26 protein-coding genes are annotated in these 25117 nt (G+C 41.6%); 11 read left to right on the forward strand and 15 right to left on the reverse strand.

All coding sequences use genetic code 11. The annotated features are described in order from the left end of the window. Window position 1: 1 nt before the first annotated feature. Both CWC28_RS16735 and CWC28_RS16740 read right to left on the reverse strand, forming a co-directional pair. The gene (locus tag CWC28_RS16735) at window positions 2–820 is read right to left on the reverse strand and encodes a M23 family metallopeptidase (RefSeq protein WP_063705314.1); all 819 of its coding nucleotides are present in this window, start codon (window positions 818–820) and stop codon (window positions 2–4) included. Next, window positions 813–1670, reverse strand: coding sequence for a 6-carboxytetrahydropterin synthase (locus CWC28_RS16740; RefSeq protein WP_105180505.1), 858 nt, complete (start codon window positions 1668–1670; stop codon window positions 813–815). The genes CWC28_RS16735 and CWC28_RS16740 overlap by 8 nt, the downstream gene beginning before the upstream one ends. Before the next feature lie 207 nt (window positions 1671–1877). Here CWC28_RS16740 and fabA point away from each other — a divergent pair, with 207 nt between their 5' ends. Beyond that, the gene (gene fabA, locus CWC28_RS16745) at window positions 1878–2393 is read left to right on the forward strand and encodes a bifunctional 3-hydroxydecanoyl-ACP dehydratase/trans-2-decenoyl-ACP isomerase (protein ID WP_063705319.1); all 516 of its coding nucleotides are present in this window, start codon (window positions 1878–1880) and stop codon (window positions 2391–2393) included. A gap of 64 nt (window positions 2394–2457) precedes the next feature. Here the strand turns inward: fabA and rmf are convergent, their stop codons facing one another. Next, window positions 2458–2628: a ribosome modulation factor gene (gene rmf / locus CWC28_RS16750; RefSeq protein ID WP_036968408.1), complete on the reverse strand. Its 171-nt coding sequence runs from the start codon at window positions 2626–2628 to the stop codon at window positions 2458–2460. Between the two features lie 372 nt (window positions 2629–3000). Between rmf and acuR the strand changes: the two genes are divergently transcribed. The 4 genes from acuR (at window position 3001) to gloA (ending at window position 5955) form a co-directional block, all read left to right on the forward strand. Then, window positions 3001–3633: an acrylate utilization transcriptional regulator AcuR gene (gene acuR / locus CWC28_RS16755; RefSeq protein ID WP_063705322.1), complete on the forward strand. Its 633-nt coding sequence runs from the start codon at window positions 3001–3003 to the stop codon at window positions 3631–3633. A 61-nt stretch (window positions 3634–3694) separates the two neighbouring features. Beyond that, entirely contained in the window at window positions 3695–4687 is a 993-nt protein-coding gene (gene acuI, locus CWC28_RS16760; RefSeq protein WP_138625455.1) for an acrylyl-CoA reductase (NADPH), read from the forward strand. Window positions 4688–4777: 90 nt separating this feature from the next. After that, window positions 4778–5194: a VF530 family protein gene (locus CWC28_RS16765; protein WP_138625456.1), complete on the forward strand. Its 417-nt coding sequence runs from the start codon at window positions 4778–4780 to the stop codon at window positions 5192–5194. A gap of 230 nt (window positions 5195–5424) precedes the next feature. Further along, entirely contained in the window at window positions 5425–5955 is a 531-nt protein-coding gene (gene gloA / locus CWC28_RS16770) for a lactoylglutathione lyase (protein ID WP_063705331.1), read from the forward strand. A 34-nt stretch (window positions 5956–5989) separates the two neighbouring features. Here the strand turns inward: gloA and CWC28_RS16775 are convergent, their stop codons facing one another. The 12 genes from CWC28_RS16775 to CWC28_RS16830 all read right to left on the reverse strand — a co-directional run bounded on the left by CWC28_RS16775 (window position 5990) and on the right by CWC28_RS16830 (window position 17842). After that, window positions 5990–6442, reverse strand: a complete 453-nt coding sequence (locus CWC28_RS16775) for a hypothetical protein (RefSeq protein ID WP_138625457.1) — start codon at window positions 6440–6442, stop codon at window positions 5990–5992. Window positions 6443–6464: 22 nt separating this feature from the next. Then, window positions 6465–6878 (reverse strand): hypothetical protein, encoded by a 414-nt coding sequence (locus CWC28_RS16780; protein ID WP_138625458.1) that lies wholly within the window; start codon window positions 6876–6878, stop codon window positions 6465–6467. A gap of 138 nt (window positions 6879–7016) precedes the next feature. Continuing rightward, on the reverse strand, window positions 7017–7688 hold the full coding sequence (locus CWC28_RS16785; RefSeq protein WP_063705340.1) for an RDD family protein: 672 nt from the start codon (window positions 7686–7688) through the stop codon (window positions 7017–7019). A gap of 39 nt (window positions 7689–7727) precedes the next feature. Next, a complete protein-coding gene (locus tag CWC28_RS16790) occupies window positions 7728–9548 on the reverse strand; it encodes a protein kinase domain-containing protein (protein WP_138625459.1) in 1821 nt (606 codons plus the stop codon). A gap of 55 nt (window positions 9549–9603) precedes the next feature. After that, window positions 9604–10092: a hypothetical protein gene (locus CWC28_RS16795; protein ID WP_171038316.1), complete on the reverse strand. Its 489-nt coding sequence runs from the start codon at window positions 10090–10092 to the stop codon at window positions 9604–9606. A 108-nt stretch (window positions 10093–10200) separates the two neighbouring features. After that, on the reverse strand, window positions 10201–10962 hold the full coding sequence (locus tag CWC28_RS16800; protein WP_138625461.1) for an SDR family oxidoreductase: 762 nt from the start codon (window positions 10960–10962) through the stop codon (window positions 10201–10203). A 9-nt stretch (window positions 10963–10971) separates the two neighbouring features. Next, window positions 10972–11862 (reverse strand): 3-hydroxyisobutyrate dehydrogenase, encoded by an 891-nt coding sequence (gene mmsB, locus CWC28_RS16805; RefSeq protein WP_063705355.1) that lies wholly within the window; start codon window positions 11860–11862, stop codon window positions 10972–10974. A gap of 17 nt (window positions 11863–11879) precedes the next feature. Next, on the reverse strand, window positions 11880–13022 hold the full coding sequence (locus tag CWC28_RS16810; RefSeq protein ID WP_105180498.1) for an enoyl-CoA hydratase/isomerase family protein: 1143 nt from the start codon (window positions 13020–13022) through the stop codon (window positions 11880–11882). Further along, complete coding sequence (locus tag CWC28_RS16815; RefSeq protein WP_105180497.1) at window positions 13022–13801, reverse strand: enoyl-CoA hydratase; 780 nt, start codon at window positions 13799–13801, stop codon at window positions 13022–13024. Before CWC28_RS16815 ends, CWC28_RS16810 begins: the two co-directional genes overlap by 1 nt. A 10-nt stretch (window positions 13802–13811) precedes the next feature. Further along, window positions 13812–14969, reverse strand: coding sequence for an acyl-CoA dehydrogenase family protein (locus CWC28_RS16820; protein ID WP_138625462.1), 1158 nt, complete (start codon window positions 14967–14969; stop codon window positions 13812–13814). Window positions 14970–15078: 109 nt separating this feature from the next. Continuing rightward, a complete protein-coding gene (locus CWC28_RS16825) occupies window positions 15079–16569 on the reverse strand; it encodes a CoA-acylating methylmalonate-semialdehyde dehydrogenase (RefSeq protein WP_063705367.1) in 1491 nt (496 codons plus the stop codon). 91 nt (window positions 16570–16660) lie between these two features. After that, window positions 16661–17842, reverse strand: coding sequence for a thiolase family protein (locus CWC28_RS16830; RefSeq protein ID WP_105174102.1), 1182 nt, complete (start codon window positions 17840–17842; stop codon window positions 16661–16663). 341 nt (window positions 17843–18183) lie between these two features. On the opposite strand from CWC28_RS16830, the gene CWC28_RS16835 reads away from it, so the two are divergent. From CWC28_RS16835 to CWC28_RS16860, 6 genes are read left to right on the forward strand one after another with little or no spacing between them, the layout of a single operon-like run. After that, on the forward strand, window positions 18184–18618 hold the full coding sequence (locus tag CWC28_RS16835; RefSeq protein ID WP_054553803.1) for a MerR family transcriptional regulator: 435 nt from the start codon (window positions 18184–18186) through the stop codon (window positions 18616–18618). A gap of 44 nt (window positions 18619–18662) precedes the next feature. Then, window positions 18663–19838 (forward strand): isovaleryl-CoA dehydrogenase, encoded by a 1176-nt coding sequence (locus tag CWC28_RS16840; RefSeq protein ID WP_063705375.1) that lies wholly within the window; start codon window positions 18663–18665, stop codon window positions 19836–19838. A gap of 9 nt (window positions 19839–19847) precedes the next feature. Next, window positions 19848–21455, forward strand: coding sequence for a carboxyl transferase domain-containing protein (locus CWC28_RS16845; protein ID WP_054561520.1), 1608 nt, complete (start codon window positions 19848–19850; stop codon window positions 21453–21455). Window positions 21456–21465: 10 nt separating this feature from the next. Next, window positions 21466–22236: an enoyl-CoA hydratase/isomerase family protein gene (locus CWC28_RS16850; RefSeq protein ID WP_054553800.1), complete on the forward strand. Its 771-nt coding sequence runs from the start codon at window positions 21466–21468 to the stop codon at window positions 22234–22236. Between the two features lie 8 nt (window positions 22237–22244). Continuing rightward, entirely contained in the window at window positions 22245–24209 is a 1965-nt protein-coding gene (locus tag CWC28_RS16855; RefSeq protein ID WP_105180494.1) for an acetyl/propionyl/methylcrotonyl-CoA carboxylase subunit alpha, read from the forward strand. Next, window positions 24209–25114, forward strand: a complete 906-nt coding sequence (locus tag CWC28_RS16860; RefSeq protein ID WP_138625463.1) for a hydroxymethylglutaryl-CoA lyase — start codon at window positions 24209–24211, stop codon at window positions 25112–25114. The genes CWC28_RS16855 and CWC28_RS16860 overlap by 1 nt, the downstream gene beginning before the upstream one ends. The last annotated feature ends 3 nt before the right edge of the window (window positions 25115–25117 follow it).

A 25117-nucleotide genomic window follows, 5' to 3' on the forward strand; every position in this document is an offset into this window, starting at 1 on the left:
TCTACTTTTCATTAGCTAATGTGTCTTGCATCATTAGCGCAGGGTCAAGGCGTTCATTCTTCCAATTAAAACGCCAGTCTAAATGAGGGCCGGTTACGCGTCCGGTCGCGCCGATCTCCGCAATTTTATCGCCACGCTTAATTTCATCCCCTACTTTGACATCTAATTTGCTTAAATGAATATAGGTAGAAGTAACGCCATGGCCATGATCAAGAATTAAGGTACCACCAGAGTAATATAAGTCTGCATCAGCAAACACCACAGTACCGCTAACCGGCGCATATACTGGGCTACCTGTTTTATTGGCAATGTCTAAACCAAAATGAGGTCTGCGTGGTTCGCCATTAAAATAACGTTGGCTACCATAAACACCCGAGATCCGCCCCGTAGCTGGTTTATAAACAGGGTCTAAAAAGTATCGTAAATCCGAATTAACTTCGCGGGCTTTACGTACAGCCACAGCTTCACGGCTAATACGCTCAGACACTTCTTTTGGTGGCGAAACATACTTCTTTGCAACACCAGTAATTTTGTCAATTTTATAATCACGCTTAGTGATGACAATTGCTTGTTCGTGGCTAACACCTTTGCTGTCAGTCCAACTTAAGCTGTGATTTGTATCTGCATCACGGCCAAAGCCAAATACAAACTCACCTTGAGAAGATAGTTTAAGTGGCTCGCCATTGAAATTTACACTTTTAGCACCTTCGATTTGCCCAGTTACTAAGCCACCTTGAGTTAAATGTCCTTTTAATTCGACAGCAGTAGCTGAAAGTGAAAACACCCCAGCTAATATTGCTAACAGTAGTCCTTTACGCATAACTGATAGACCCTTTGCCAACACCTTCATAAGCCGTAATTTTTACTTCTGACTCTGGGTATTGGATTTTTACTTGAGAGCTTAAATAATCAGCAATGCACTCTACAGTAGTATCGCAAGGCAAAATGTCACAGCGTGATTTATCAATCGCCATTTCAAAATAGCCCTGCTGTGATGTGTAAGCAAAACACACATCATTGTCATGTGCTGTTACGTGTTTAAGGTCTGCTTTGTTAATTTCATCTTCAGCAGTCGCTAAATAAATGTCTTCCCATTTATCTGCCCACTCTTTTTGTAAGCGCGGCATTGCCATCCCATCAAGACTAATACCTATTTGAGAGCGATGGCCATGAATAATACGCTGGCAATTACCGTCGTGCTTTTTAAGACCATGGCTATAGTGATAATAAAAACTTTGGCTATGCTCTGGGTATAATTTAATTTCGATCTTTTCGATGTTACTAGGCAGCTCTGGCATAATGGTTTTGATTAAAAACTCGGTTACCGACTTTTCATCAACAACATCTGCATCTATTAAACAAAATGCTTGGTTTGGAGCGCTCATAGCTAGGTGGTAATTATCACCAAAATGGCAATCTAGCACGCTGTGCTCAGCATGCTGTTTAAGTGAACCATTTAATTTGGCAGGCACTGCAAGTTTATGGTCGATACAGTTATCAATAATGCCCTTGATTTGCTTTTTAACTAAGCCAAAATCAAGCACCATCGACTCATCATTTAATTGGCCATGCAGAGTTAAATCCACAATCCAGCTCTCGCCAACTGCGCCGCGTTTATTACACAAGTAAGAAAAATCAATCACTGTCAGTGAGTTTACAAAAAGGATCATAAATTTCCTTTAGACTGGTTAAAGAATCACAGCAATTATAATGATTTTTACTTCACAATGCGCGGTTTTATCTCCCTTTATCGGCGACAGTTTAATTAAATGGTCATAAAACAGGCGAAAAATAGCAATTAATTAACTGCTCCGAGTTGTTTAGCGTACAAGTGTACGCTAAAGTACGGGGCAATTTCTAAGCGATGAATAAGAGTTATGGAACCTAAAAACAGCTATACAAAAGAAGAATTGGTCCTTTGTGGTCAAGGTGAAATGTTTGGTGAAGGCAACTGTCGTTTACCAAGTGACAACATGTTAATGATGGACCGCATTATCTCTATCACTGCTGACGGCGGTGAGCATGGTAAAGGTCAAATTGTTGCTGAACTAGATATCAACCCTGATCTTTGGTTCTTTGATTGTCACTTTAAAGGTGACCCGGTAATGCCTGGTTGTCTTGGCCTTGATGCAATGTGGCAATTAGTTGGTTTCTTCCTTGGCTGGTCTGGCGGCCCAGGTCTTGGCCGTGCACTAGGTGTAGGTGAAGTTAAATTCACAGGTCAAATCTTACCAACAGCTAAAAAAGTAACTTATCGTTTAGACATGAAGCGTGTTATTAAACGTAAATTATTCATGGGTATGGCTGATGGCACTGTAGAAGTTGATGGCCGCGTTATCTATGAAGCAAAAGATCTTAAAGTAGGTCTTTTCCAAGATACAACTGCATTCTAATATTGATGTGCAGATACAAAAAAGCCCCTAACTGGGGCTTTTTTGCGTAAATAAGGTGCCTATTTTAAGTTTTGAACATATTGCGGTTTTCAATAGCTTCTCGCCAGCCGCCTAACCATTCTGATTTAGGGTCGATTTGTTGATAAGGGCATTGTTCTTTAGAACGGCCTGCCAAGCCTGCTTTATAACCTTGAGAATGAGCTCTTTCTAAACGATCTCTTTTCTGTCTCTTCATAGGTAATATCCTCACCTTTTATATTTATAGATATGTAGCGAAATTGACATCTACATTTAATGAATAGTTAATAAAACTGTTAAATTCAAATAACAAAAAGCAATTAAATAAATTGACAAAAACTAACGTGCTGATGATCAAATGAATTAACATTTTAAATGACTAAGTGGTCGTACCTCTTCAACTAAAACCATCTATTAATACACTTAAATTCAGCTAAAAAGCTTACAGCTCTTTTTAGCGTCATTATTTGTGACCAACATCAATTGAGCAAAGTTCCCAATTAAATTGTAATCATGACAAATTTATGATGATTACAATTTAAGCAATTTAGTTCTTGCATATTAAAAACCAATCGGTCTAATATGATGTATGGAAACAAATAAGACCACGCCAAGCCGTCGCGGCAGGCCACCAAAAATAGCACGCTCAAATGCCGATACGCGCGCCCTGTTAATTAATACAGGTTTAGCTGTGTTAACCGAAAAAGGCTTTAGTGCGACCGGCATTGATTTAATCTTAAAATCTGCTCAAGTACCTAAAGGCTCTTTTTATCATTACTTCAAAAGTAAAAATGACTTTGGCTTAGCACTCATTGATGCGTATGACAGTTATTTTCAGGCCAAGTTAAAGCGCCATTTACTTAGCGATGAGATAAGTCCCCTTGAAAGAATAGTGTTGTTTGCCAATGATGCTAAACAAGGCATGGCAAAGTTTGAATTTTCGCGTGGTTGCTTAATAGGTAATTTAAATCAAGAACTCAGTCACCTTGATGAGCCGATGATTGACCGTATTAAGCAGGCTTACGCCAGCTGGCAAACTTTAATTGAGCAGTGCTTATTTGATGCTAAGCAGCAAAAGCAAATTCCTCAGGCATCAGATTGTAAAATGCTTGCTGAATTTTTTTGGATTGGCTGGGAAGGTGCGGTGATGCGTTCAAAACTTGATAAATCAAGTGAACCACTCACACTCTATACAGCGCAATTTTTACGTTTAATTTTATAAAGCCGTTTAGATGCGGTTTTATTTTAACCATTAAAAGACGATCGGTCTAAAAGGAGTCACCATGACAACATCAGTAAAATCGGTAGTTATCAACAAAGATGATCAAGGTTATCGTGCCGAATTCACAGATTTCCCTGTAGAGAACATCCACCAGCACGAGGTAAATATTGATGTTGACTACAGTACATTGAATTACAAAGATGCCCTAGCCATTACAGGTAAAGGCCCTGTGGTAAGAACATTTCCTATGATCCCCGGAATTGACCTTGCAGGCACAGTAACAGAGTCTAAAAGCGATGAATTTAAAGTAGGTGATAAAGTTCTGCTAAATGGCTTTGGTGTTGGGGAGAAATACTTAGGTGGTCTAAGTGAAAAAGCATCTATGAACGCTGATTGGCTTATTCCCCTCCCCGCTAATTTAACACCAAAACAGGCAATGCAAATTGGTACTGCTGGGTATACGGCAATGCTCAGTATTATTGCCTTAGAAAAGCAAGGTATCACACCACAAAGCGGCGAAATTCTCGTCACCGGAGCCAATGGTGGCGTGGGTAGTTTTGCTATCTATTTACTAAATAAACTTGGCTTTGATGTTGTTGCCACAACAGGCCGCATGAACGAAGAAGCGCACCTTAAAAAAATAGGTGCGAAACGTGTTTTATCTCGCGAAGAATTCTCAGCACCTGGGAAACCACTCGCTAAAGAGCAATTCGCTGGCGCAATTGATTCTGTGGGTAGCCACACCCTTGCAAATGTGTGCGCATCGATTAAATACGGTGGTGTTGTAACTGCCTGTGGTTTAGCACAAGGTATGGACTTTCCGGCAACGGTAGCGCCGTTTATCCTTCGTGGTATTAGCTTAATGGGTATAGATAGTGTAATGCGCCCTAAAGTAGACCGAATTGAAGCATGGCAACGTTTAAGTGAGTTAGTTGAGGCTCAGTACCTAGATGCTATTTCGCAAGAAATTCCACTTTCTGAAGCCGTTGCAAATGCAGAAGCCCTATTAAAAGGTGAAATTCGCGGCCGTGTAGTAGTTAATTGTAAAGAATAAGCTCGAATATAAACATTCTTAGCAAGTTAGCTATAAAACTAGGGTAAAGGCAATTATACTTACCCTAGTTTTGTAATCCCGGAAAGTCTAATGAGTAATAAAGAAATTTTCAGCAATAACCCACTGCAAGGTGTTGGTATCGAGCAAGTCGTGACAGAACTTGTCGAGCAATATGGCTGGGAATTACTCCACGCCTATTTGCGTTTGAACTGCTTTAAGAATAACCCAGATGTAAAATCTGCGGTTAAGTTTTTACGTAAAACCCAATGGGCACAAGAAAAAGTCGAGAACTTTTATTTGTATCGTCTTAAAAACTTACCACGCCCAGACGATGTAAACTACGAGCTGCCACCTCGAGATCGCGTGATCCCTGCGGATCAAAAACCTGGTGAACCGTGTGAGTTAAGTTTTACCGACGCTAAACGCATTCACGCAAAAAAAGAAGCCAAGCAACAAGCACGAACCCGAAAACAACGTTCAAGTGCAAGTAATCCTTGGGGTAATTAAGCTTTAAGTTTTGAGCTATAAGCTGTTAGTTGAAATAAGCCGCCTGTTAGGGCGGTTTTTTTATGTGAGTTAGCGAGTTAGCGAGTTAGCGAGTTAGCGAGTTAGCGAGTTAGCGAGTTAAGACTTGAAGGGCTATTTAAAGACGTCAATATTTTTGTTATTAATTTAAGGGTAACGTGATTATGTTAGACTGCTTTCATCATCATTAATGTCATTAAAAAAGGATGTGTATGTCTAACTACAACGAATCACCTGAACAAATCGCAAATGCAACGCAAGGTTATGTAATGCAACAAACAATGTTGCGCATTAAAGATCCAAAGCCTTCTTTAGATTTCTATCAAAATGTTTTAGGTATGAAGTTACTTGGTAAATATGACTTCCCAAAAATGGAGTTTACGCTGTACTTTTTAGGTTATGAGCAAGAAATGCCAAAAGGCAGCGATAAAGAAAAAGCACAGTGGGTATTTCGCCGCCCTGCTCTTATTGAGCTTACACATAATTGGGGTACAGAACACGACGACAGTTTTGCTGGTTACCATAGTGGTAATGATGAACCAAAAGGCTTTGGTCATATCGGTATTAGTGTGCCAGACGTGTACGCAGCATGCGAGCGTTTTGCAAAATACGATGTTGAGTTTGTAAAAAAACCAGACGATGGCTCGATGAAAGGCCTAGCCTTTATAAAAGACCCAGATGGCTATTGGATAGAGATACTCTCAGCTGAAGGGATCACTGAAATAATTGAAGAGCATAAGTAAGATTTCACCATCTAATAACCTGCTATTTAGCAGGTTATTTTAATTTACGCTTTTGATTTGTAGTAGTCAGTGTTTGTATGTTTTGCATTAGGAAGTGAATGTCAGGCTCAATAAGAAGCTTTTTATTTGGAATAAATAAAAAACACTGTAATTTTTTAGCGAGTTGGCAAATTGAAAAGCAAAAATTACTTATGTCTTTCCTTAAATCAACTCTAATTACAATTTCATCAATCGATTCATCACTAACAGAAATAGTAATTTCATTTGATTGACTATTACCCCACATTTTAAAATCGGAAATATTACTTTCAGTTCTTACTAAAACATTATCCAACAGCTTGTCTATTTGCACATTTGGTTGGTGGTGTTTCCACACGCAGGCAGTATCGAAATAACCATCGGCATTGTAGAGTTCCTCAACTGAATTATTTTTATCTTCTACCCATTGTGCAGGTATTAGAACTATTGTTGTTTGCCAAATAGCCATCGTTTTTTAAATACTCTTATAATTAAAGAAAGTGCCAAGAAACATCATAACAAGGGCCATTTAAATCATATTGCAGTTCTTGATCATTCCGGGTAAAGGTCGCTGTAGCTTTAAATTTAAAGTTTGACGTATCTTTTCTGTTAATTGCCAAAGCTTGCTCTATTTCATCCCATCTTTGAGATATACCACCATGCCCAGGATGACTATCGGCTTTTAATTCACCTGACTGATATTTTTTATTCCATTTAACAAAAATTTGCCATTGCTCAATCTCTAATTGAAGTTCAGATTCTGATATTAAATAAAGAGAAAACTCATCAGTAAAACCACTGTCATCATTGAAGTCTGAAACAAACCTGTAATGTCTCCCCTCAATAGATGTGATACCCTCTCTTGGCCCATCATAATATAAATTTTCGACAAGGACTTTAGACATTAGCATTCACTGAAAGCCTTTAGATAAATTGAAAGGATGAATAAACAATACCTATTATTAGCCACTACAAAAAGAACTAACGACTACATCATTAGGTAATTAAGGTGTTTTTTACGGTTGTCATAGTAGAACGCCTTATTACAACCTAACAACAACCGTTCTACCGATGAAGTCATGTACTGCACGACGCTTTTCATTAAACAGCATGGTTATAAATTCTGACAATGCCCAAACTGTAGCTAATGAATTCAGACCCATAATTAAATAAGTTAAAACCGCAGGTACGCTACCAAGTTGTTGTAACGATATTGAAATAGAAAAAACTAGGAGTATCCAAGACGAGTTAATAGCAATATTAACAGATTCTCTGCGAACCGATTGCTTAAGCGTAATGCTCGTTTCGGTGTCATGATCGAGGACTTTAACATCCATCACCATCTTGCCAAGTGTTTGACCATAAAACCCATGCATGAAAACAACATAGCCAATGTACTGAAAGCCATTAACAGCTTGTAAAATCGAGTTTTCGTAAGAATATTCAACGTCAAAGAGTAAGCATTCGATATAAAGTAATGCTGTAAAAATTAAGCCATCAATAATAGCAGCCCAAAAACGAGGCCAAAAAGTAGCATACCTTTTACTCGTTTCTAGCTCTTCAAACTCTGCTTTTATTTCTGGGTCTTTTAATTTATTTGCAATCTCTAATTCTAACTCTTGTGCTCTTTCTGGGAAGCTTTCTTTATCAATATACTTTTGAGCATCTAAAAGCTCATCCAATGAATAATTTTTATAATTTGGGCTGTAGTCCATGTTTATTATTCTCCTTAACTGTTTGAATCAGGTCAGCTTTTAGCATTCCACTCTTTTTGGATCTCGCGGATAAAACTCATCGGGCTGTTTAGTGCACAAATCAAATTCACGGGTATTTTTGTAAGGTAGCTTCATAAAGCCTGCCACACCTACATCTGTGATACTAACCGCGTATTGCATAAGCTTACTTAATAAGCGTTTAAATTCAGGCTCTTTACTGGCATCAAGCAGTCGATAGTAATGATGTATTTTCATCCTATCAGGTAAGGCTTCGAAAATAATACAGCCCGTATGATGTATTTGGTTAAGTTCAAATACGCACTTTATAACCTTTTTCGGGAGCTGTAATTGCTCATCTGGGTCTTTACCATCTTCAAAGTAAGAATGCGGTCTGGTTACGTCTGAGGCTTGTACATCCATTACTTCGTAATCAAGCTCAGGTAAATGTTCAAATTTAAACGCACCTGTGCCATCCCGTTCGAGCTGAATGGTTTTACGCGCATCAAACAAGCAACATTTAAAGAGACCTTTTTGTTCAATCCCCTGTGCTAACATCACCGTGTTGTTAATCGCATCGGTAAACGCAGTGCCAAGCGTTTCATCATGCAAAATAAGGGAAGATTCAACAAACAGTGAGTTTTCTTTCCAATGAAAACTAAGGCCACCAACTACTGGGTATTTTGCTAATCGACTTATTGAGGCCAAAAATGCTTTTTCGGTGTCGCCGGTATCAAATAAAAACTCTTTGTAGTATCTGTCTAGTTGGGCATCGTTTACATCAAGTAATTGTTGATTATGGTCGGCTTGTCTTAAAAATTGCTTACGTGAGCTATAAACAACCGTGTCTGGGTGCTCATCAAACTCACTAAACCAATAAGGAATATAAGGGCGAATAACTTTACGGGGCAGCTCAGGTAAGTAAGCTTTAGCCATTGTAGGCATATTTCGAATAAAATAATCACCCGCCCCATCGCGAGTGGCTTTATCTTTTGAAAGCATACCGTCAATAACTCGGGCAAGCTCCATAGGTAAATTAAGACTTGTAGCCGGAATAACCGCAGCACCAAATCGGCAAGATTGTGCAGAGGCCAGTGCATAAAGAGTTGAAGCAACACCTTGCTCATCGAATCGTGGCGATGACTGCCCGCCCGACATTTGTTCATCACCAATAAAATACACATCCCCCATACGTGCATTGGTACTACTGATATCAGCAGACATAAGATCCATAAAGTTGCTGGCAACCGGATTACCATCAGCATCTATTTGTGCATAAACAGAGCTGCCCCAATCCACCAATGACAACTTATTGGTTTGTTCATCATAAACAATGTTAGAGGGCTTGATATCGCCATGCACAATTGGTTGCGGGCTTAAGCCATTTTTATGTTCACGTAAATCTACAAGCACATTACGTAGCCTAAGAGCCAGCGCCATAACTTTTGCTGCGCTAAAACGCCCCTGTTTGATAGAGATTTTTTCTAAGTCTTCACCTAGAGCGCGCTCCATCATTAAAATGCCTTGCTTTTTAATGCGCTCAAAGGCATAAAATTTTGGTACGAGTGGGTTTTTAACTTGCGAGAGCATGTACGCTTCGTCTTCTAAACGGTCACGTACACTTTGTGCAAGGGTTATCCGTGAAAACTTAAATACCCAAGGTAGGTTTTCATCATCAACACCGGCAAAAACAAATCCAAATGCACCAGAGCCAATTAGTTCAACGTCACTGTAACCAAGCAAGGTAAGTTGTTTAATACAAATGTTAAGCCATTGGCGATGCTTTTTAGCATCATGGTGAGACAGCAAATAAACAGACTGTTCTTCATTGATATAAAAATTGCGGATTTGTTTGGGATTCACTGCATCTCTCAAAGTTAAGCGGCTTTTAACCGCTTAATTATTGAATGCTAGGCAGTTAATTACAAGGCTTTTGCTCTTCGATGATCCAGCCTTGATCTTTCATAAGAAGCTCAGATAATGCAAAGGTTAAGCAACAAAAGATAACCAACTCTAACAAGGTAAGAATATCAGCAGCAAAACACCAGCCTAACACCCCTGCTAATAAAAAGGAGGTTGCTTTTAAATACCAAGCAATTTTTCGGGTTTTACCGTATGTGAGTTGGTAACTATGAACTAGCTTGCTCTCACATTCTAATGAAATTACAGAAGAAAACTTCCTAAATAAAGTTACTGAAATCGTTAATTGGCAGGCTTTACCATCAACATTAAACTCATGAACAGATTTTGTTTTAAAGTTACGTGATTCTGCTATTAATTCACCGTCTACTTTCAGAACTTCTTTTCCTGAATAAGCCGAACCCCAGTATTCAATAAAATGTTCACCCAGTCTGAAGTTGGCTTTAATGCCTTTGCTCATTGAGACTGTAATGCCATCAGTGTTCATAAAAAATCTCCTTATCATTATGAATTTAAAATACTTAAAAAATAAAAAAACGGCAAGCTAGGCTTACCGTTTTGGTACTTTCAATGGGTAAAGGGTTACCTTATGAAATTAAAGGCGAATACCGCCATCAATTTCAACAACACGACCTGTAAAAAAGTCATTCTCTACAATGTATTGTGCTGTTTGAGCAATTTCTTCTGCTTCACCAAAACGACCCACTGGTGTTACTGCCATCATGCGTTGTTTTGCTTCTGGTTTCATTGCATCTGTCATTGCTGTGCGAATAACACCTGGTGCAATTGCACCAACACGGATACCAAAGCGACCTAATTCTTTCGCCCAACCCGTTGTCATCGCAACAACACCAGCTTTAGACGCTGCATAGTTTGTTTGGCCAATGTTACCAGCACGAGCAACACTCGACATATTAATGATAACCCCACCTTTGCCAGACTCAATCATGTGGCTCGCAGCTTCACGCCCAGCTAAGAATACACCGGTTAGGTTCACATCAATCACAGATTGAAATTGAGCCAACGACATTTTATCTACCACTTTGCCTTCTTTTGCTTTGATAAACATACCATCGCGTAAGATACCCGCGTTGTTAATTAACACGCCGATATGGCCAAAGTCTTTGTTAATCGTGTTAAACGTTGCTACCACTGCGTCTTCGTCGGTCACATTAGCAGCATACGCCATCACTTTTGTGCCATGCTTGGCAAGCGCTGATACTGCAGTATCAAGTACGTCTTGTTGCATATCGATAAGGGCGATGTTCGCGCCAAGCGATGCAAATTTCTCGGCCATCGCAAAGCCTAAACCTTGCGCACCACCGGTAATTACGATGTTGTTGTTTTTAATTTCCACAACAATCTCCTACTTCGAGAATAATTTAAAAATAGCGCTAAAATCATCACTACCCGCACCTTGATGCTGAAGCATAGTGTATAGATTCTTCGCCATTGACCCCATTGGGGTAGATGAATTACTTTGCTGAGCCGCTTCCATAGCAAGACCTAAGTCTTTAGCCATTAAATCAACCATAAAGCCCGGTTTATAATCATTACTTGCTGGTGCTGTTTCCATTACACCAGGGCATGGGTTGTAAAGCTCAAGTGTCCAGTTACGACCAGAGCTTGCTGTCATGATGTCACTTAACACTTTTGGATCGAGCCCGTTGTTGATGCCCATTTGTAGCGCTTCGCTGGTACCAGCCATTAAAATGCTGAGCAGCATGTTGTTACAGATTTTTGCGACTTGGCCTGCACCAATATCACCAGCATGGAAGATGTTTTTACCCATATCAACTAAAGCAAGCTTAGCTTTTTCAAAGTGGCTTTGCTCACCACCGACGATAAAGGTTAAAGTGCCCGCTGTTGCACCTGCAACACCACCTGATACCGGCGCATCAACAAAATCAATACCTTTTTGAGCAAGCTCGCTACCCACTTGACGTGCTGATTCTGCATCAATGGTTGAGCAGTCAATCACTAAGGTTTTGCTATCAAGTAAGTTAATAAGACCCGTTTCACCTAAGTAAAGCGATTTAACGTGTTTGCTTGCCGGTAGCATACTGATAAAAATATCAGCACCAATGGCACATTCAGCCGCATCGTTTGCAGCAATTGCACCTTTATCGGCAAGCTCATTAACCGCTGCTTTATTTAAGTCAAACACGCGAACTGTATGACCTGCATTGACAAGGTTTGCCGCCATTGGGCCACCCATGTTGCCTAAACCAATAAATCCTATTGTTAATTTAGCCATTTGTTTACCCCTTGGACTTAAGATGACGTTAATGAGTTAAGTGGGTGAGATTGCTCATCCCAGCGTGCTGTAAAGAAGCTATCTACAACTGCTTCGTCGATATCGCTAAGCGATTTAAACTGCCAGTTAGGTGCACCGTCTTTGTCGATTAGTAGCGCACGAACGCCCTCTTGGAACTCACCTAGTTCGCCACAGCGTACTGACATACCCAGCTCCATTTTAAAGCACTGTGCTAATGTCATCTCTTTTGAATTAGCTAATTGACGTTCAACCAGCGCACAACTAAGCGGACAACCATGCGCTAATGACTTTTGCGCACGGGTAAGCCATTTATCTTCGGTTTCTAAGCTTTGGATGTAGTCAACTTTGCCCTGCAGTGAGTCAAATTCAGCCAGCTTTTGAATAACCTCAAGGTTATCTTTTACGTTACCTTTAGGGACACGACCTGAAATATTATCAATAGAGATTAGAATGTTAGTCAGCTTTTCGTGATTTAATGAGGCTGTTTTTCCCCACTTTTCAGCTGTGATAGCCGTTAAAATAGCGTCATATTTATCTGCTGTTGCATAGTGATCAGCAAGATTAACAAACAATGCATCTTCAGCATTGATAGACGCAGCAGTTAAACCTAAGAATAGGCCCACTTGCTCAGGCATTTTATGTAAGAAATAACTACCGCCAACATCTGGGTATAAACCAATGGTTAGCTCAGGCATTGCGATACGCGATGTTTCGGTTACCACACGGTGACTTGCCCCAGCCATTAAGCCAAGGCCGCCACCCATGACTATGCCATTTCCCCAAAGTAATATTGGCTTTTCATAGCAGTGAATTAGGTAGTCTAATTTGTACTCATGGGTAAAAAAGTCTTCAATGTAGTTAGCAGGCTCACCTGTGCTCATTGCTTTATGTAGGCTTACTACATCGCCACCAGCACAAAATGCTTTTTCGCCAGCCCCTTTTAGAATAACCATGGCAACTGCGTCATCGTCAGCCCATTTTCTAAGCTGCGGCTCAAGCAATTGGATCATGTCGTAATTTAAGGCATTTAACGACTTAGGCGCATTGAGTGTCGCAATTGCAATGAGGCCGCTTTCGGCCTCTGCAGTTTCAAACACCACAGGCGCATCTTGATGATTTAGTAGTGTTACGTTAGTCATTAGCCATTTACCCAATTAGCTTTACGCTTTTCTAAGAACGCATTCACGCCTTCTTTTTGGTCTTGCGTATCAAATAATTGTACAAATAACTCACGCTCTAATGGCAATGCATGAGCCATAGGTTGTGTGCGACCTTTTTGAATAAGCTCTTTACATGCAGTCACAGCAACCGGGCTTTGTTCGCCAACTTGGTTAGCAAGTTTCATTGCCGCAGCTAAACTTTCGCCAGTGCCAACCACTTCTTCAACAAGGCCAATTTCACGTGCTTTGTCTGCTTTTAAGCGCTCACCACATAAAATCATGCGTTTTGCCCAGCCTTCACCAACAAGCCATGCAAGGTTTTGCGTACCGCCAGCACAAGGCAGTAAGCCAACTTTCGCTTCAGGTAGTGCCATTTGAGCTTGCTCTTCAGCAATACGAATATCACACGCAAGAGCCACTTCAAGACCACCGCCCATGGCATAACCATTAATAGCCGCGATTGATACACCACGGAAATTGGTTAACGCTTCAAATGCATCACCAAACACTTTTGACATAGTGGCAGCAACGCCTTTGTCACCGCTGGCAAACACGTTTAAATCAGCACCTGCGCTAAAGAACTTTTCACCTTGGCCTGTAATCACTAATGCATACACATTTTTGTTGGCATTTAGCTCAGTTACAGTGTCTTTAAGCGCGGTTAATGTATCTTGTGTCCAGGTATTCGCTGGCGGGTTATTCATGGTTAAAACCGCTACGTTACCTTCAATATTTAAATCAATCGATGGATTAGACATAGGTTGCTCCTTATAGAATGTCGCCAGCTGACTCAGCTAAGATACGACGTGCGATAATCACACGCATGATTTCGTTTGTGCCTTCGAGAATTTGATGCACACGGACGTCTCTGAAATGACGCTCTAATGGATATTCTTTGATGTAACCGTAACCACCGTGAATTTGTAGTGCGTCGTCACAGACTTTAAAACCAACATCTGTAGCAAAACGTTTTGCCATCGCGCAGTAAGTTGTTTTTTCGCTGTCACCAGTATCTAGTTTAAATGCGGCTAAGCGCACCATTTGACGAGCAGCAACAAGCTCGGTGTTCATATCAGCAATCTTAAATTGCAGTGCTTGGAAAGCAGCTAATGGCTTACCAAATTGCTCACGTTCTTTTAGGTATTCACGCGCAGTATTAAGAGCAGCTTGTGCTGTACCTAATGAACAGGTTGCAATATTAATACGACCACCGTCTAAGCCTTGCATTGCAAACTTAAAGCCTTCGCCTTCTTGACCTAGTAAGTTAGCCGCAGGAATTCTGACACCTTCAAAGCTAATTAAACGTGTCGGCTGTGCATTCCAGCCCATTTTTTCTTCTGCTTTACCGTATTCAATGCCTGCAGCATCTGCAGGCACAACAAATGCAGAAATACCGGCAGCGCCTTCACCACCAGTGCGCGCCATAACTACAAGTAAATCAGTTTCACCGGCTCCCGAAATAAACATTTTAGAGCCAGAGATCACATACTCATTGCCCTCTTTTACCGCTTTGGTTTTTAGCGATGCAGCATCAGAGCCAGAGCCTGGCTCCGTTAAACAATAAGAAGCAAGTAACTCACCCATTACTAATTGCTCACAGTACTGAGCTTTTACTTCCTCAGTACCAAAGCTTGCAATCATCCAGGTTGCCATATTATGAATGGTCAACATAGCGGTTGTTGCGGTACAACCCATGGCAAGCTGTTCGAAAATAATGCTTGAATCTAGGCGAGATAAACCTAAGCCACCCGCTTCTTCAGGGGTATATAAACCACAAAAGCCTAGCTCACCGGCTGCTTTAATGGTGTCTTTCGGGAAAATGTGTTCTTGGTCCCACTTAGCGGCATGTGGGGCAAGTTCAGACTCTGCAAACTGACGGGCTGTTTCAGCAAACGCTTGCTGATCTTCGGTTAAATTAAAGTCCATAGTAGACCTCTATTTGTTGTCTTATTCTTGTGTGAATAACGATTGTTGTCGTTTAAATGTGTGTTCTTTGAGCGAGCGTGTGCTCGCTCAGCAGTAAATTAATTACAGCTTATTTAAGGTTGATACTCATGTTAGGACCTGAGGCGATATCATCCTCGAACCAACGTGAAGTAATTGTTTTCGTTTCTGTGTAAAAACGAATACCTTGCTTACCGTAGGTGTGTTGGTCACCGTAGAATGAACCTTTCCAACCTGTGAAAGAGAAAAACGGGAGTGGCACAGGAATTGGCACGTTGATACCAACTTGACCTACTTCGATTTCATGTTGGAATTTACGTGCAGCAGCGCCGCTTGATGTGAATAACGAAGTACCGTTACCGTAAGGCGAGTTATTGATAAGCTCAATCGCCTCTTCTAGAGTATCTACAAACATACAAGCCAATACAGGACCAAAGATCTCTTCTTTGTATAAATCCATCTCTGTTGTTACATCAGTAAATAACGTTGGACCAACCCAGTTACCTTGCTCGTAACCTTCAACAGTAAAGTCAGAGCCATCAATTAAGCACGTTGCACCTTGTGATTTACCACTTGCGATCAGTGATAAAATACGGTCTTTAGCTGCTTTTGATGTTTGTGGGCCGTAAGCCGCGTTGGCATCATCCCATACACCTGGGCGTACGTTTTCAAAGCCTGCTTTAATTTCATCAACCCAGTCTTTAGCTTGACCAACAAATACAGCAACCGAAATACCCATACAGCGCTGACCCGCAGCACCTACAGACGCACCGACTAGGTTATTTACAACATGCGATTTACTCGCATCTGGCATAATAACCATGTGGTTTTTTGCACCAACACAAGCTTGTACGCGTTTAAGGTTTGCTGTGCCTTTTGAATAGATGTATTCACCCACACCACACGAACCAACAAATGAAATAGCACGTACTGCTGGGTCTTCTAATAAACGGTCAACTTGTGGTTTTGTACCGTGAACAACTTGTAACACCCCTTTTGGCGCGCCTGCTTCAACAAACAATTCAGCTAAACGCATCGGTGTTAATGGATCTTGCTCTGATGGTTTAAGAATAAAGGTGTTACCACACACAATAGCCAGTGGGAACATCCATAATGGGATCATCGCAGGGAAATTAAATGGCGTAATACCCGCACATACACCTAGTGGCTGCATGTAAGAGTAAGTATCGATTTTACGCGCTACGTTTTCCATTGTTTCGCCCATCATGAGTGATGGTGCATTGGCTGCTTGCTCAACAACTTCAATACCACGCCAAACATCGCCTTTGGCGTCTTCAAAAGTTTTACCCAGCTCATGACAAATAATCGTCGCAAGCTCGTCATGGTTTTCTTTTAGTAGTGCAGCGTATTTCATCATAATGCGCGCACGCTCAGAAATTGGCACTTCTTTCCATGTTTTAAATGTTTCTTTTGCAGAGGCAATGGCTGCATCCATTTCAGCATCCGTTGCACACGGAACTTGCGCTAACACTTCTTGGTTTGCAGGATTGATAACATCAATCAACTGCGTTGAACTTGATTGGGTAAATTCGCCGTTGATAAATAAAGGTACTTGGTGCATGAGGCACTCCTCCCCAGTGGGTATAAAGAGGCCGCAACATGATAGTTTTTAAAATACGTTGCGGCTGTGAGAGATTAAAATTCTAAAGCGATTAAATAGCTTCGATTGCCATAGCAACAGCTTCTCCACCACCGATACACAGTGAGGCAACACCTTTGCTAAGACCACGATTCTTTAATGCATGAATTAAGGTAACTAAGATACGCGCGCCGCTTGCACCAATTGGGTGACCAAGTGCACAAGCACCGCCGTTTACGTTTACTTTGCTTTCATCAAGTTTTAACTCGTTAATTGCAAGCATAGTCACCATCGCAAACGCTTCGTTGATTTCCCATAAATCAACATCATTCACAGACCAACCTGCTTTTTCTAAAAGCGATTGCATCGCGCCAACCGGTGCTAAAGTAAATTCGCTTGGAGCCTGAGAATGTGTGCTGTGAGCAACGATACGGCAAAGTGGCGTTAAACCTTGTGCTTTAGCATCTGATTCACGCATTAACACTAGCGCTGCTGCACCATCAGAAATTGATGACGAGTTTGCAGCTGTAATCGTGCCATCTTTTTTGAATGCAGGACGTAAACCTGGGATTTTATCAGGGCGTGCATTGCCTGGTTGCTCATCAATCTCAACGGTCACATCACCTTTACGTGTAGAAATAGTGTGCGCTGCAATTTCATTATCAAATGCGCCTGTCTCAATCGCGCTGTTTGCTTTAGTCAGTGAGCTAAGTGCAAAGTTATCCATTTGTTCACGACCAATTGAATATTGATCGGCAGTGTCTTGTGCAAAACAACCCATTGCTTTGTTGTCGTAAGCATCTTCAAGGCCATCACACATCATGTGATCTTTTACTTCGCCATGACCCATACGCATACCTGAACGTGCATTCGGTAACATATAAGGCGCATTACTCATGCTTTCCATACCACCCGCAACAGCGGTGTTTATAGAGCCTGATTTAATTAAGTCATGAGCAAACATTGCAGCTTTTAAGCCTGAGCCACAAACTTTGTTGATTGTTGTTGCGCCAGTACCTTGATTAAGGCCCGCTTTTAACATTGCTTGGCGAGCAGGTGCTTGACCAAGACCAGCTGGTAATACACAGCCCATGATCACTTCGTCAATCTTATCGGCAGATAAACCGGCTTGCTCTAAGCTACTTTTAATAGCTGTAGCACCTAAATCAGTTGCGTGTGCACCACTTAGTGCGCCCATAAAACCACCCATAGGGGTACGTTTTGCGGCAACAATAACAACGGCTTCAGTAGTCATAATTGGCTCCATGTAAGTGGTTATCATCATGTGTTCAAATCATGTGTAACCAAACAGTTAATTTGTTATAGTTTAATTTCGATTTAATTCAGCATACATAATATTTACGTTTACGCCAACGTAAATCTAAAATCAACATTTTTGCGGCCGGCAAAACTGTAAACTTATCTGTATTTTGTTGTATGAAAAATCGAACATCTGCTTACAAGGCTAGATAAATAAAGCTTTTCAACAAATCCAACCAGTTATCTTTATAAGTCTAAAGTATAACTCCTAAATCACCCTTTACCTTTACGTAAACTTCACTTATATTGGTGTTATTCGAATGAGGTAAATAAATCATGAAACAAGACAATCAAACAAACTTTGAAAGCGCAGCAGTTGAACCTGCAAGCAATGAGCAAACGTTTAGTATCAGCGAACTAGCAAAAGAATTTGATATTACAACCCGCTCTATCCGCTTTTATGAAGACCAAGGCCTGATCTCACCTGATCGCAATGGTCAAACCCGTATTTATTCAAAACGCGACAAAGTAAGACTAAAACTTATTCTACGTGGTAAACGCTTAGGTTTTACCTTGGCTGAAACGGGCCGTTTGTTTGAACTTTACGATGCAGATAAATCAAGTGCTAAACAGCTAGTGACTATGCTTGACCTTATCGCAGAGAAAAAAGCGGACCTGAGCCAACAAATGGACGACATTAAAGTTGTACTGATGGAATTGGTTACAGCAGAACGCCGCTGTCGTGAAACCCTTAATAATTTAGACGAATAACCTGACAACAATCTCGTCAACAGACTCTCACAGGAACACACATTATGAGCACTATTTCACTATACAAAGAAATGAACTTCGGACTTGGCGAAACAGCAGACATGATCCGTGATCACGTTAATAGCTTTGCGAGCCAAGAAATTGCCCCACTTGCAGAACAAACCGATATAGACAATGCCTTCCCTAATCAACTTTGGCCACAGCTTGGCGAAATGGGATTATTAGGTATGACAGTACCTGAAGAATTTGGCGGTGCGGGCCTTGGTTACCTTGAGCATGTAATCGCAATGGAAGAAATTAGCCGTGCAAGCGCATCGATTGGTTTAAGTTATGGTGCTCATTCAAACCTATGTGTTAACCAAATCAACCGTAATGGGTCACAGGCTCAAAAAGAAAAATACCTGCCTAAGCTTATCAGCGGTGAGCACATTGGTGCCCTTGCGATGAGTGAGCCAAATGCGGGTTCTGATGTTGTATCAATGAAATTAAAAGCCGAGAAAAAAGGCGATGTGTTTGTACTTAACGGTAACAAGATGTGGATCACTAATGGTCCAGATGCCGATACCTTTGTTATCTATGCAAAAACAGATTTAAATGCTGGCCCTAAGGGCATTACAGCGTTCATCGTTGAACGTAACACACCAGGATTTTCTACTGCGCAGAAACTAGACAAACTTGGTATGCGTGGTTCTAACACATGTGAATTAGTGTTCGAGAACTGCGAAGTACCAGCAGAAAACATTCTAGGTAACTTAAACGAAGGTGTAAAAGTACTTATGAGTGGCCTTGATTATGAGCGTGTTGTTTTAGCCGCTGGCCCGCTTGGCATTATGCAAGCATGTATGGACATTGTGGTTCCTTATATTCATGAACGTAAACAATTTGATAGTCCAATTGGTCAATTCCAGCTTATTCAAGGCAAAATTGCTGATATGTACACGCAAATGAATGCTGCTCGTTCATACGTTTACACGGTAGCTCGTGCATGTGACCGCGGCGAAACAACGCGTAAAGATGCGGCTGGCGCAATTTTATATGCCGCAGAGCTTGCGACTAAAATGGCCCTTGATGCTATTCAAATCTTAGGTGGTAATGGTTATATCAACGAGTACGCAACAGGTCGTTTATTACGTGATGCAAAACTGTATGAAATTGGCGCAGGTACTTCTGAAATCCGCCGCATGCTAATTGGTCGCGAATTATTCACTGAAAGCAGATAGGACCTTGTTATGACGATTTTAAAATCGAGTGTAAATCCACACGATCCGCAATTTTTGCAAAATCACGACAACATGGCAGCGCTCGTAAGTGATTTACGTGAAAAAGTCGCTGATATCCGTTTAGGTGGTGGCCCTGCCCTGATTGAGCGCCACCAAGGCCGTGGTAAGTTGTTTGTTCGTGACCGTATTGAAACGCTACTTGATGAAGGCTCGCCATTTTTAGAGATTTCACAATTTGCAGCCTTTGGCGTGTATGAACAAGCCATTCCTTGTGCCGGTGTTGTTGCCGGTATTGGTCGTGTGAAAGGCGTTGAATGTATGATCATCGCCAATGATGCAACCGTAAAAGGCGGTACATACTTTCCACTAACAGTGAAAAAACATCTACGTGCCCAAGATATCGCAGAGCGTTGTCATTTACCGTGTATTTATTTAGTTGATTCCGGCGGTGCAAATCTGCCTGAACAAGATGATGTATTCCCAGATAAATTACACTTTGGCCGTATTTTCTATAATCAGGCACGTATGTCTGGTAAAGGCATCCCACAAATTGCGGTTGTTATGGGTTTATGTACTGCAGGTGGTGCTTATGTACCTGCAATGGCTGATGAAAGTATTATCGTAAAAGAGCAAGGTACAATTTTCTTAGCTGGTCCGCCACTAGTTAAAGCGGCTACGGGTGAAGAAGTAAGTGCTGAAGAGCTAGGTGGTGCTGATGTTCACTGTAAAACATCAGGTGTTGCCGATCACTATGCTGAAAACGATGCCCATGCACTTTCTATCGCGCGCCAATGTATTGAACGAATCAACTATCAGCGCCCAACAGCACCGTTACTTGATGATGTTAAACCGCCGCGTTACGACATTAACGAAATTTACGGCATTGTGGGTACCGACCTTAAAAAGCCATTTGATGTACGCGAAGTAATTGCTCGTGTTGTTGATGATTCATCATTTGATGAATTTAAACGCTACTTTGGCGAAACATTAGTAACCGGCTTTGCAAAAATATTTGGTCACCCTGTAGGTATTGTTGCCAACAACGGCATTTTATTTAGTGAATCGGCGCAAAAAGGCGCGCACTTTATTCAACTATGTGCGCAACGCAAAATTCCTTTGGTGTTTTTACAAAATATTACGGGCTTTATGGTTGGTAAAAAATACGAAGCCGAAGGCATCGCCAAGCATGGTGCGAAAATGGTAACCGCTGTGTCATGTGCTGATGTACCAAAATTCACCGTATTAATTGGTGGCTCGTATGGTGCAGGTAACTACGGTATGTGTGGCCGTGCATTCGAACCAACCATGATGTGGATGTGGCCAAATGCCCGTATATCTGTAATGGGTGGTGAACAAGCAGCTGGCGTTCTTGCACAAGTTAAACAAGACGGTTTAGCCCGTAAAGGCGAAAGCATGACTGATGAGCAAGTCAGTGAGTTTAAAAAGCCAATTATCGAGCAATACGAAAAACAAGGTCATCCATATTACGCCAGTGCCCGCCTTTGGGATGATGGCATTATCGATCCTGCTGATACCCGCAATGTATTGGGGCTTGCCTTAAGTGCAGCTAAAAATGCACCAGAGCGCGATTCGCAGTTCGGCGTATTTAGAATGTAATGGAGGCCTTATGTCAGTAACACTCGAAATAACAAAATCAAATGTGGCTGTGCTGGTACTAAGTCGCCCTGAAAAACACAATGCATTTAACGAAGAAGTCATTAGTGAGCTGATCCGTTTAATTGAACACGCAAATAGCTGTGATGTGCGCGCACTGGTTTTAAAAACCGAAGGTAAGCACTTCTCTGCTGGCGCTGATTTAAACTGGATGAAGTCGATGGCTGGCAATGACTTTGCTGAAAACTTAGCGGACTCTATGCAGCTAGCAAAGCTTATGAAAGTCCTTGCTACAAGCCCACATCCAACAATTTGTGCCGTACAAGGTGCTGCATTTGGCGGTGCGTTAGGCTTGATTGCGTGTTGTGATATCGCAATTTGCCAAGACGATGCACAGTTTTGCTTAAGTGAAGTAAAGCTGGGTCTTATTCCTGCAGTTATCAGCCCTTATGTCATTAAAGCTATTGGTGAGCGCGCTGCACGTCGTTATTTTTTAACGGCAGAGATTTTTGACGCGCATACAGCCAAGCAACTGGGTTTAATTCACCAGATCACCGGCGATTTACAAACAGCGCTCGATAAACACTTACAAAACCTTGTGAACAATGGCCCTATTGCTGTTAAAGCAGCGAAGCAGCTAATCAATGATGTCGCTGGCAACGTAATAGATGATGCGCTGATTGAGTTAACCGCTGAGCGCATTGCGCGGATTCGTGTATCTGAAGAAGGCCAAGAAGGCCTAACTGCATTTTTTGAAAAACGTGCCCCTAACTGGCAGAAATAGGAACCATTATGACAACAAAATCATTGAAAAAAATTCTCGTTGCCAACCGTGGTGAAATTGCCTGCCGAGTTATGCGTACAGCAAAGCAAATGGGCTTAACAACGGTTGCAGTGTACTCAGATGCTGATAAACATGCTCAGCACGTAAAGCTTGCTGATGAGGCGTATCACATTGGTCCTGCGCCAAGTAAAGACTCATACTTAGTGGCAGACAAAATCATCGATGTGGCAAAACAAGCAGGTGTTGATTGTATTCACCCAGGTTATGGTTTTTTATCTGAGAACTCTGACTTTGCGCTCGCGTGTGAGAAAAATGATATCGCCTTTATTGGCCCGCCAGCATCCAGCATTGAAGCCATGGGTTCAAAAACCCGCGCTAAAGAAATTATGCACCAAGCAAATGTACCTTTAGTGCCTGGTTATTATGGTAACAATCAAGATACTGATTTCTTACAAGCTGAAGCTGAAAAAATTGGTTACCCGGTACTGATTAAAGCTGCTTTTGGTGGCGGTGGTAAAGGTATGCGAGTTGTAGAACACGCTAAAGACTTTATCGGTGCACTTGAAGGTGCAAAACGTGAAGCAAAAGCCGGTTTTGGTAACGATTTAGTACTGTTAGAGCGTTATGTCACCAAACCTCGCCATGTTGAAGTACAAGTTTTTGCCGATAGTCATGGTAACTGTGTGTACTTAGGCGACCGAGACTGCTCATTACAGCGTCGTCACCAAAAAGTAATTGAAGAAGCCCCTGCTCCGGGTTTATCTGATGCACTTCGTAAAGAAATGGGTGAAGCTGCGGTACGTTGTGCCCAAGCGATTAACTATCGCGGTGCAGGTACGGTTGAGTTTTTACTTTGCGGTGATGAATTCTTCTTCATGGAAATGAACACCCGTTTACAAGTAGAGCACCCAGTAACAGAAATGGTTACTGGTGTTGATTTGGTGAATTGGCAAATCAACATTGCGGCAGGTGAAGCATTACCACTTAGCCAAGCAGATATTCAACTGCAAGGTCACAGCTTTGAAGCGCGTATTTATGCTGAAGATCCAAGTAATGACTTTATTCCGTGTTCTGGTCACATTGATGCTCTATTTACACCGAACGAATCTGAATTTGTACGTATAGATACAGGGATTGCAGCGGGTGATGAAATTAGCCCGTTCTACGACCCTATGATTGCTAAGTTAATTGTTCATGATGATAACCGTGAGGCTGCGCTTGGGCGTTTATCAAAAGCACTAGAGCAATTCCACCTAGCAGGTTTTAGCTGTAACGTTAATTTCTTACATAATCTTGCTAACCACCCAACTTTTCAAGCAGGTGCACCCGATACGCACTTTATTGAAGACCAAGGTGAACGCCTTGTTGCTAAAAGCGAGCAACAATCTGTTATTGCAACTGTTGTGGCAGCCTATGCGTATGCACATCAACTCAAGGGTGAAAGCAGCAGCCCATGGCAACAATTAACAGGCTTTATGCTAAACAGTGACGCTAAAACAACAATTCCGTTTGTTGATTTAAATGTTCATGCTGTTAAGGCCTCAGAAGGCTTTAAAATCAACCTAGATGGAGTTGACTATACAACTTCAGGTAGCATTGAAAATGGCCTTGCGGACTTAGTCGTTAATGGCGAAAAAGTTGTGGCTCATATCAATCAAACAGACTCTCACATCACAGTGATGTACAAAGCACAACAAACAGTGCTAGAGCTGATTGATAAACACTATATTAGTGAACACGAAAGTGATGCACTACCACTTGCTGCGCCACTCAATGGTACTGTTGTTAAGCATTTGGTTGAGGTGGGTAGTACGGTTGCTAAAGGTGATGCGGTCGTCATTATTGAAGCTATGAAAATGGAATACACCCTTAATGCCCCGCATGATGGTGTATTAACGAGCTATTGCTTTGCTGAAGGTGAATTGGTGAGCCACGGTGATATGCTCGCGATTGTAGAAGAGCCGGAGGCGTAATGGCACAGTTTCCTGATTTTGTTCGCATTGTAGAAGTTGGCGCCAGAGACGGCTTGCAAAATGAAGCCGCCGTTAGCACTCAAGATAAAGTCGCTCTTATCAACGGCCTTGCAGATGCAGGGCTTAAAGATATTGAAGCAGGCGCCTTTGTGTCACCTAAATGGGTGCCACAAATGGCTGACTCAAGCGATGTAATTAGCGCGTTAAATTTGCCTAATGTTAACTTAAGTGCCCTAACCCCAAATTTACGAGGTGCAGAGGCGGCAAAACAAGTCGGCATACAAGAATTTGCTATCTTTACAGCAGCAAGTGAAGCGTTTTGTCAAAAGAACATTAACTGCTCCATTGATGAAAGTATTGATCGCTTTAAAGATGTGATGGCTTTTGCCAAAGCGAATAACATTCGTGTTAGAGGTTATGTTAGCTGCGTTATGGGTTGCCCATATCAAGGTGATGTCGACTACAATGATGTATTAAACGTCTCAAAGCGATTACTTGAGCTTGGTTGTTACGAAATTAGCCTAGGTGACACCATTGGTGTAGGTACAGCGAGAAAAGTCGATGAGTTATTAGATTTACTCTTGCAACATATTGATAAATCTAAACTCGCTGTACATTTTCACGACACCTACGGGCAAGCGCTCACAAATATTTACACCGCCCTAAGCCGCGGTATAGCAACGGTTGACAGTGCCGTTGCAGGCCTTGGGGGTTGCCCTTATGCCAAAGGGGCGTCAGGAAATGTTGCCACTGAAGATGTAGTTTACTTACTGCAAGGGCTTGGCATAGAGCATGGAATTGATTTAGAAAGACTGGCGAAAGCTGGTTGGGCTATTTGCAGTGCATTAAATAAACAACCTGTCAGCAAGGTATCACTTGCTCTAAAGAACACTCAGAATAATTAAGGA

Origin of the sequence: Pseudoalteromonas sp. S4492, assembly GCF_005886115.1 — a bacterium.
Classification (GTDB): domain Bacteria; phylum Pseudomonadota; class Gammaproteobacteria; order Enterobacterales; family Alteromonadaceae; genus Pseudoalteromonas; species Pseudoalteromonas gelatinilytica.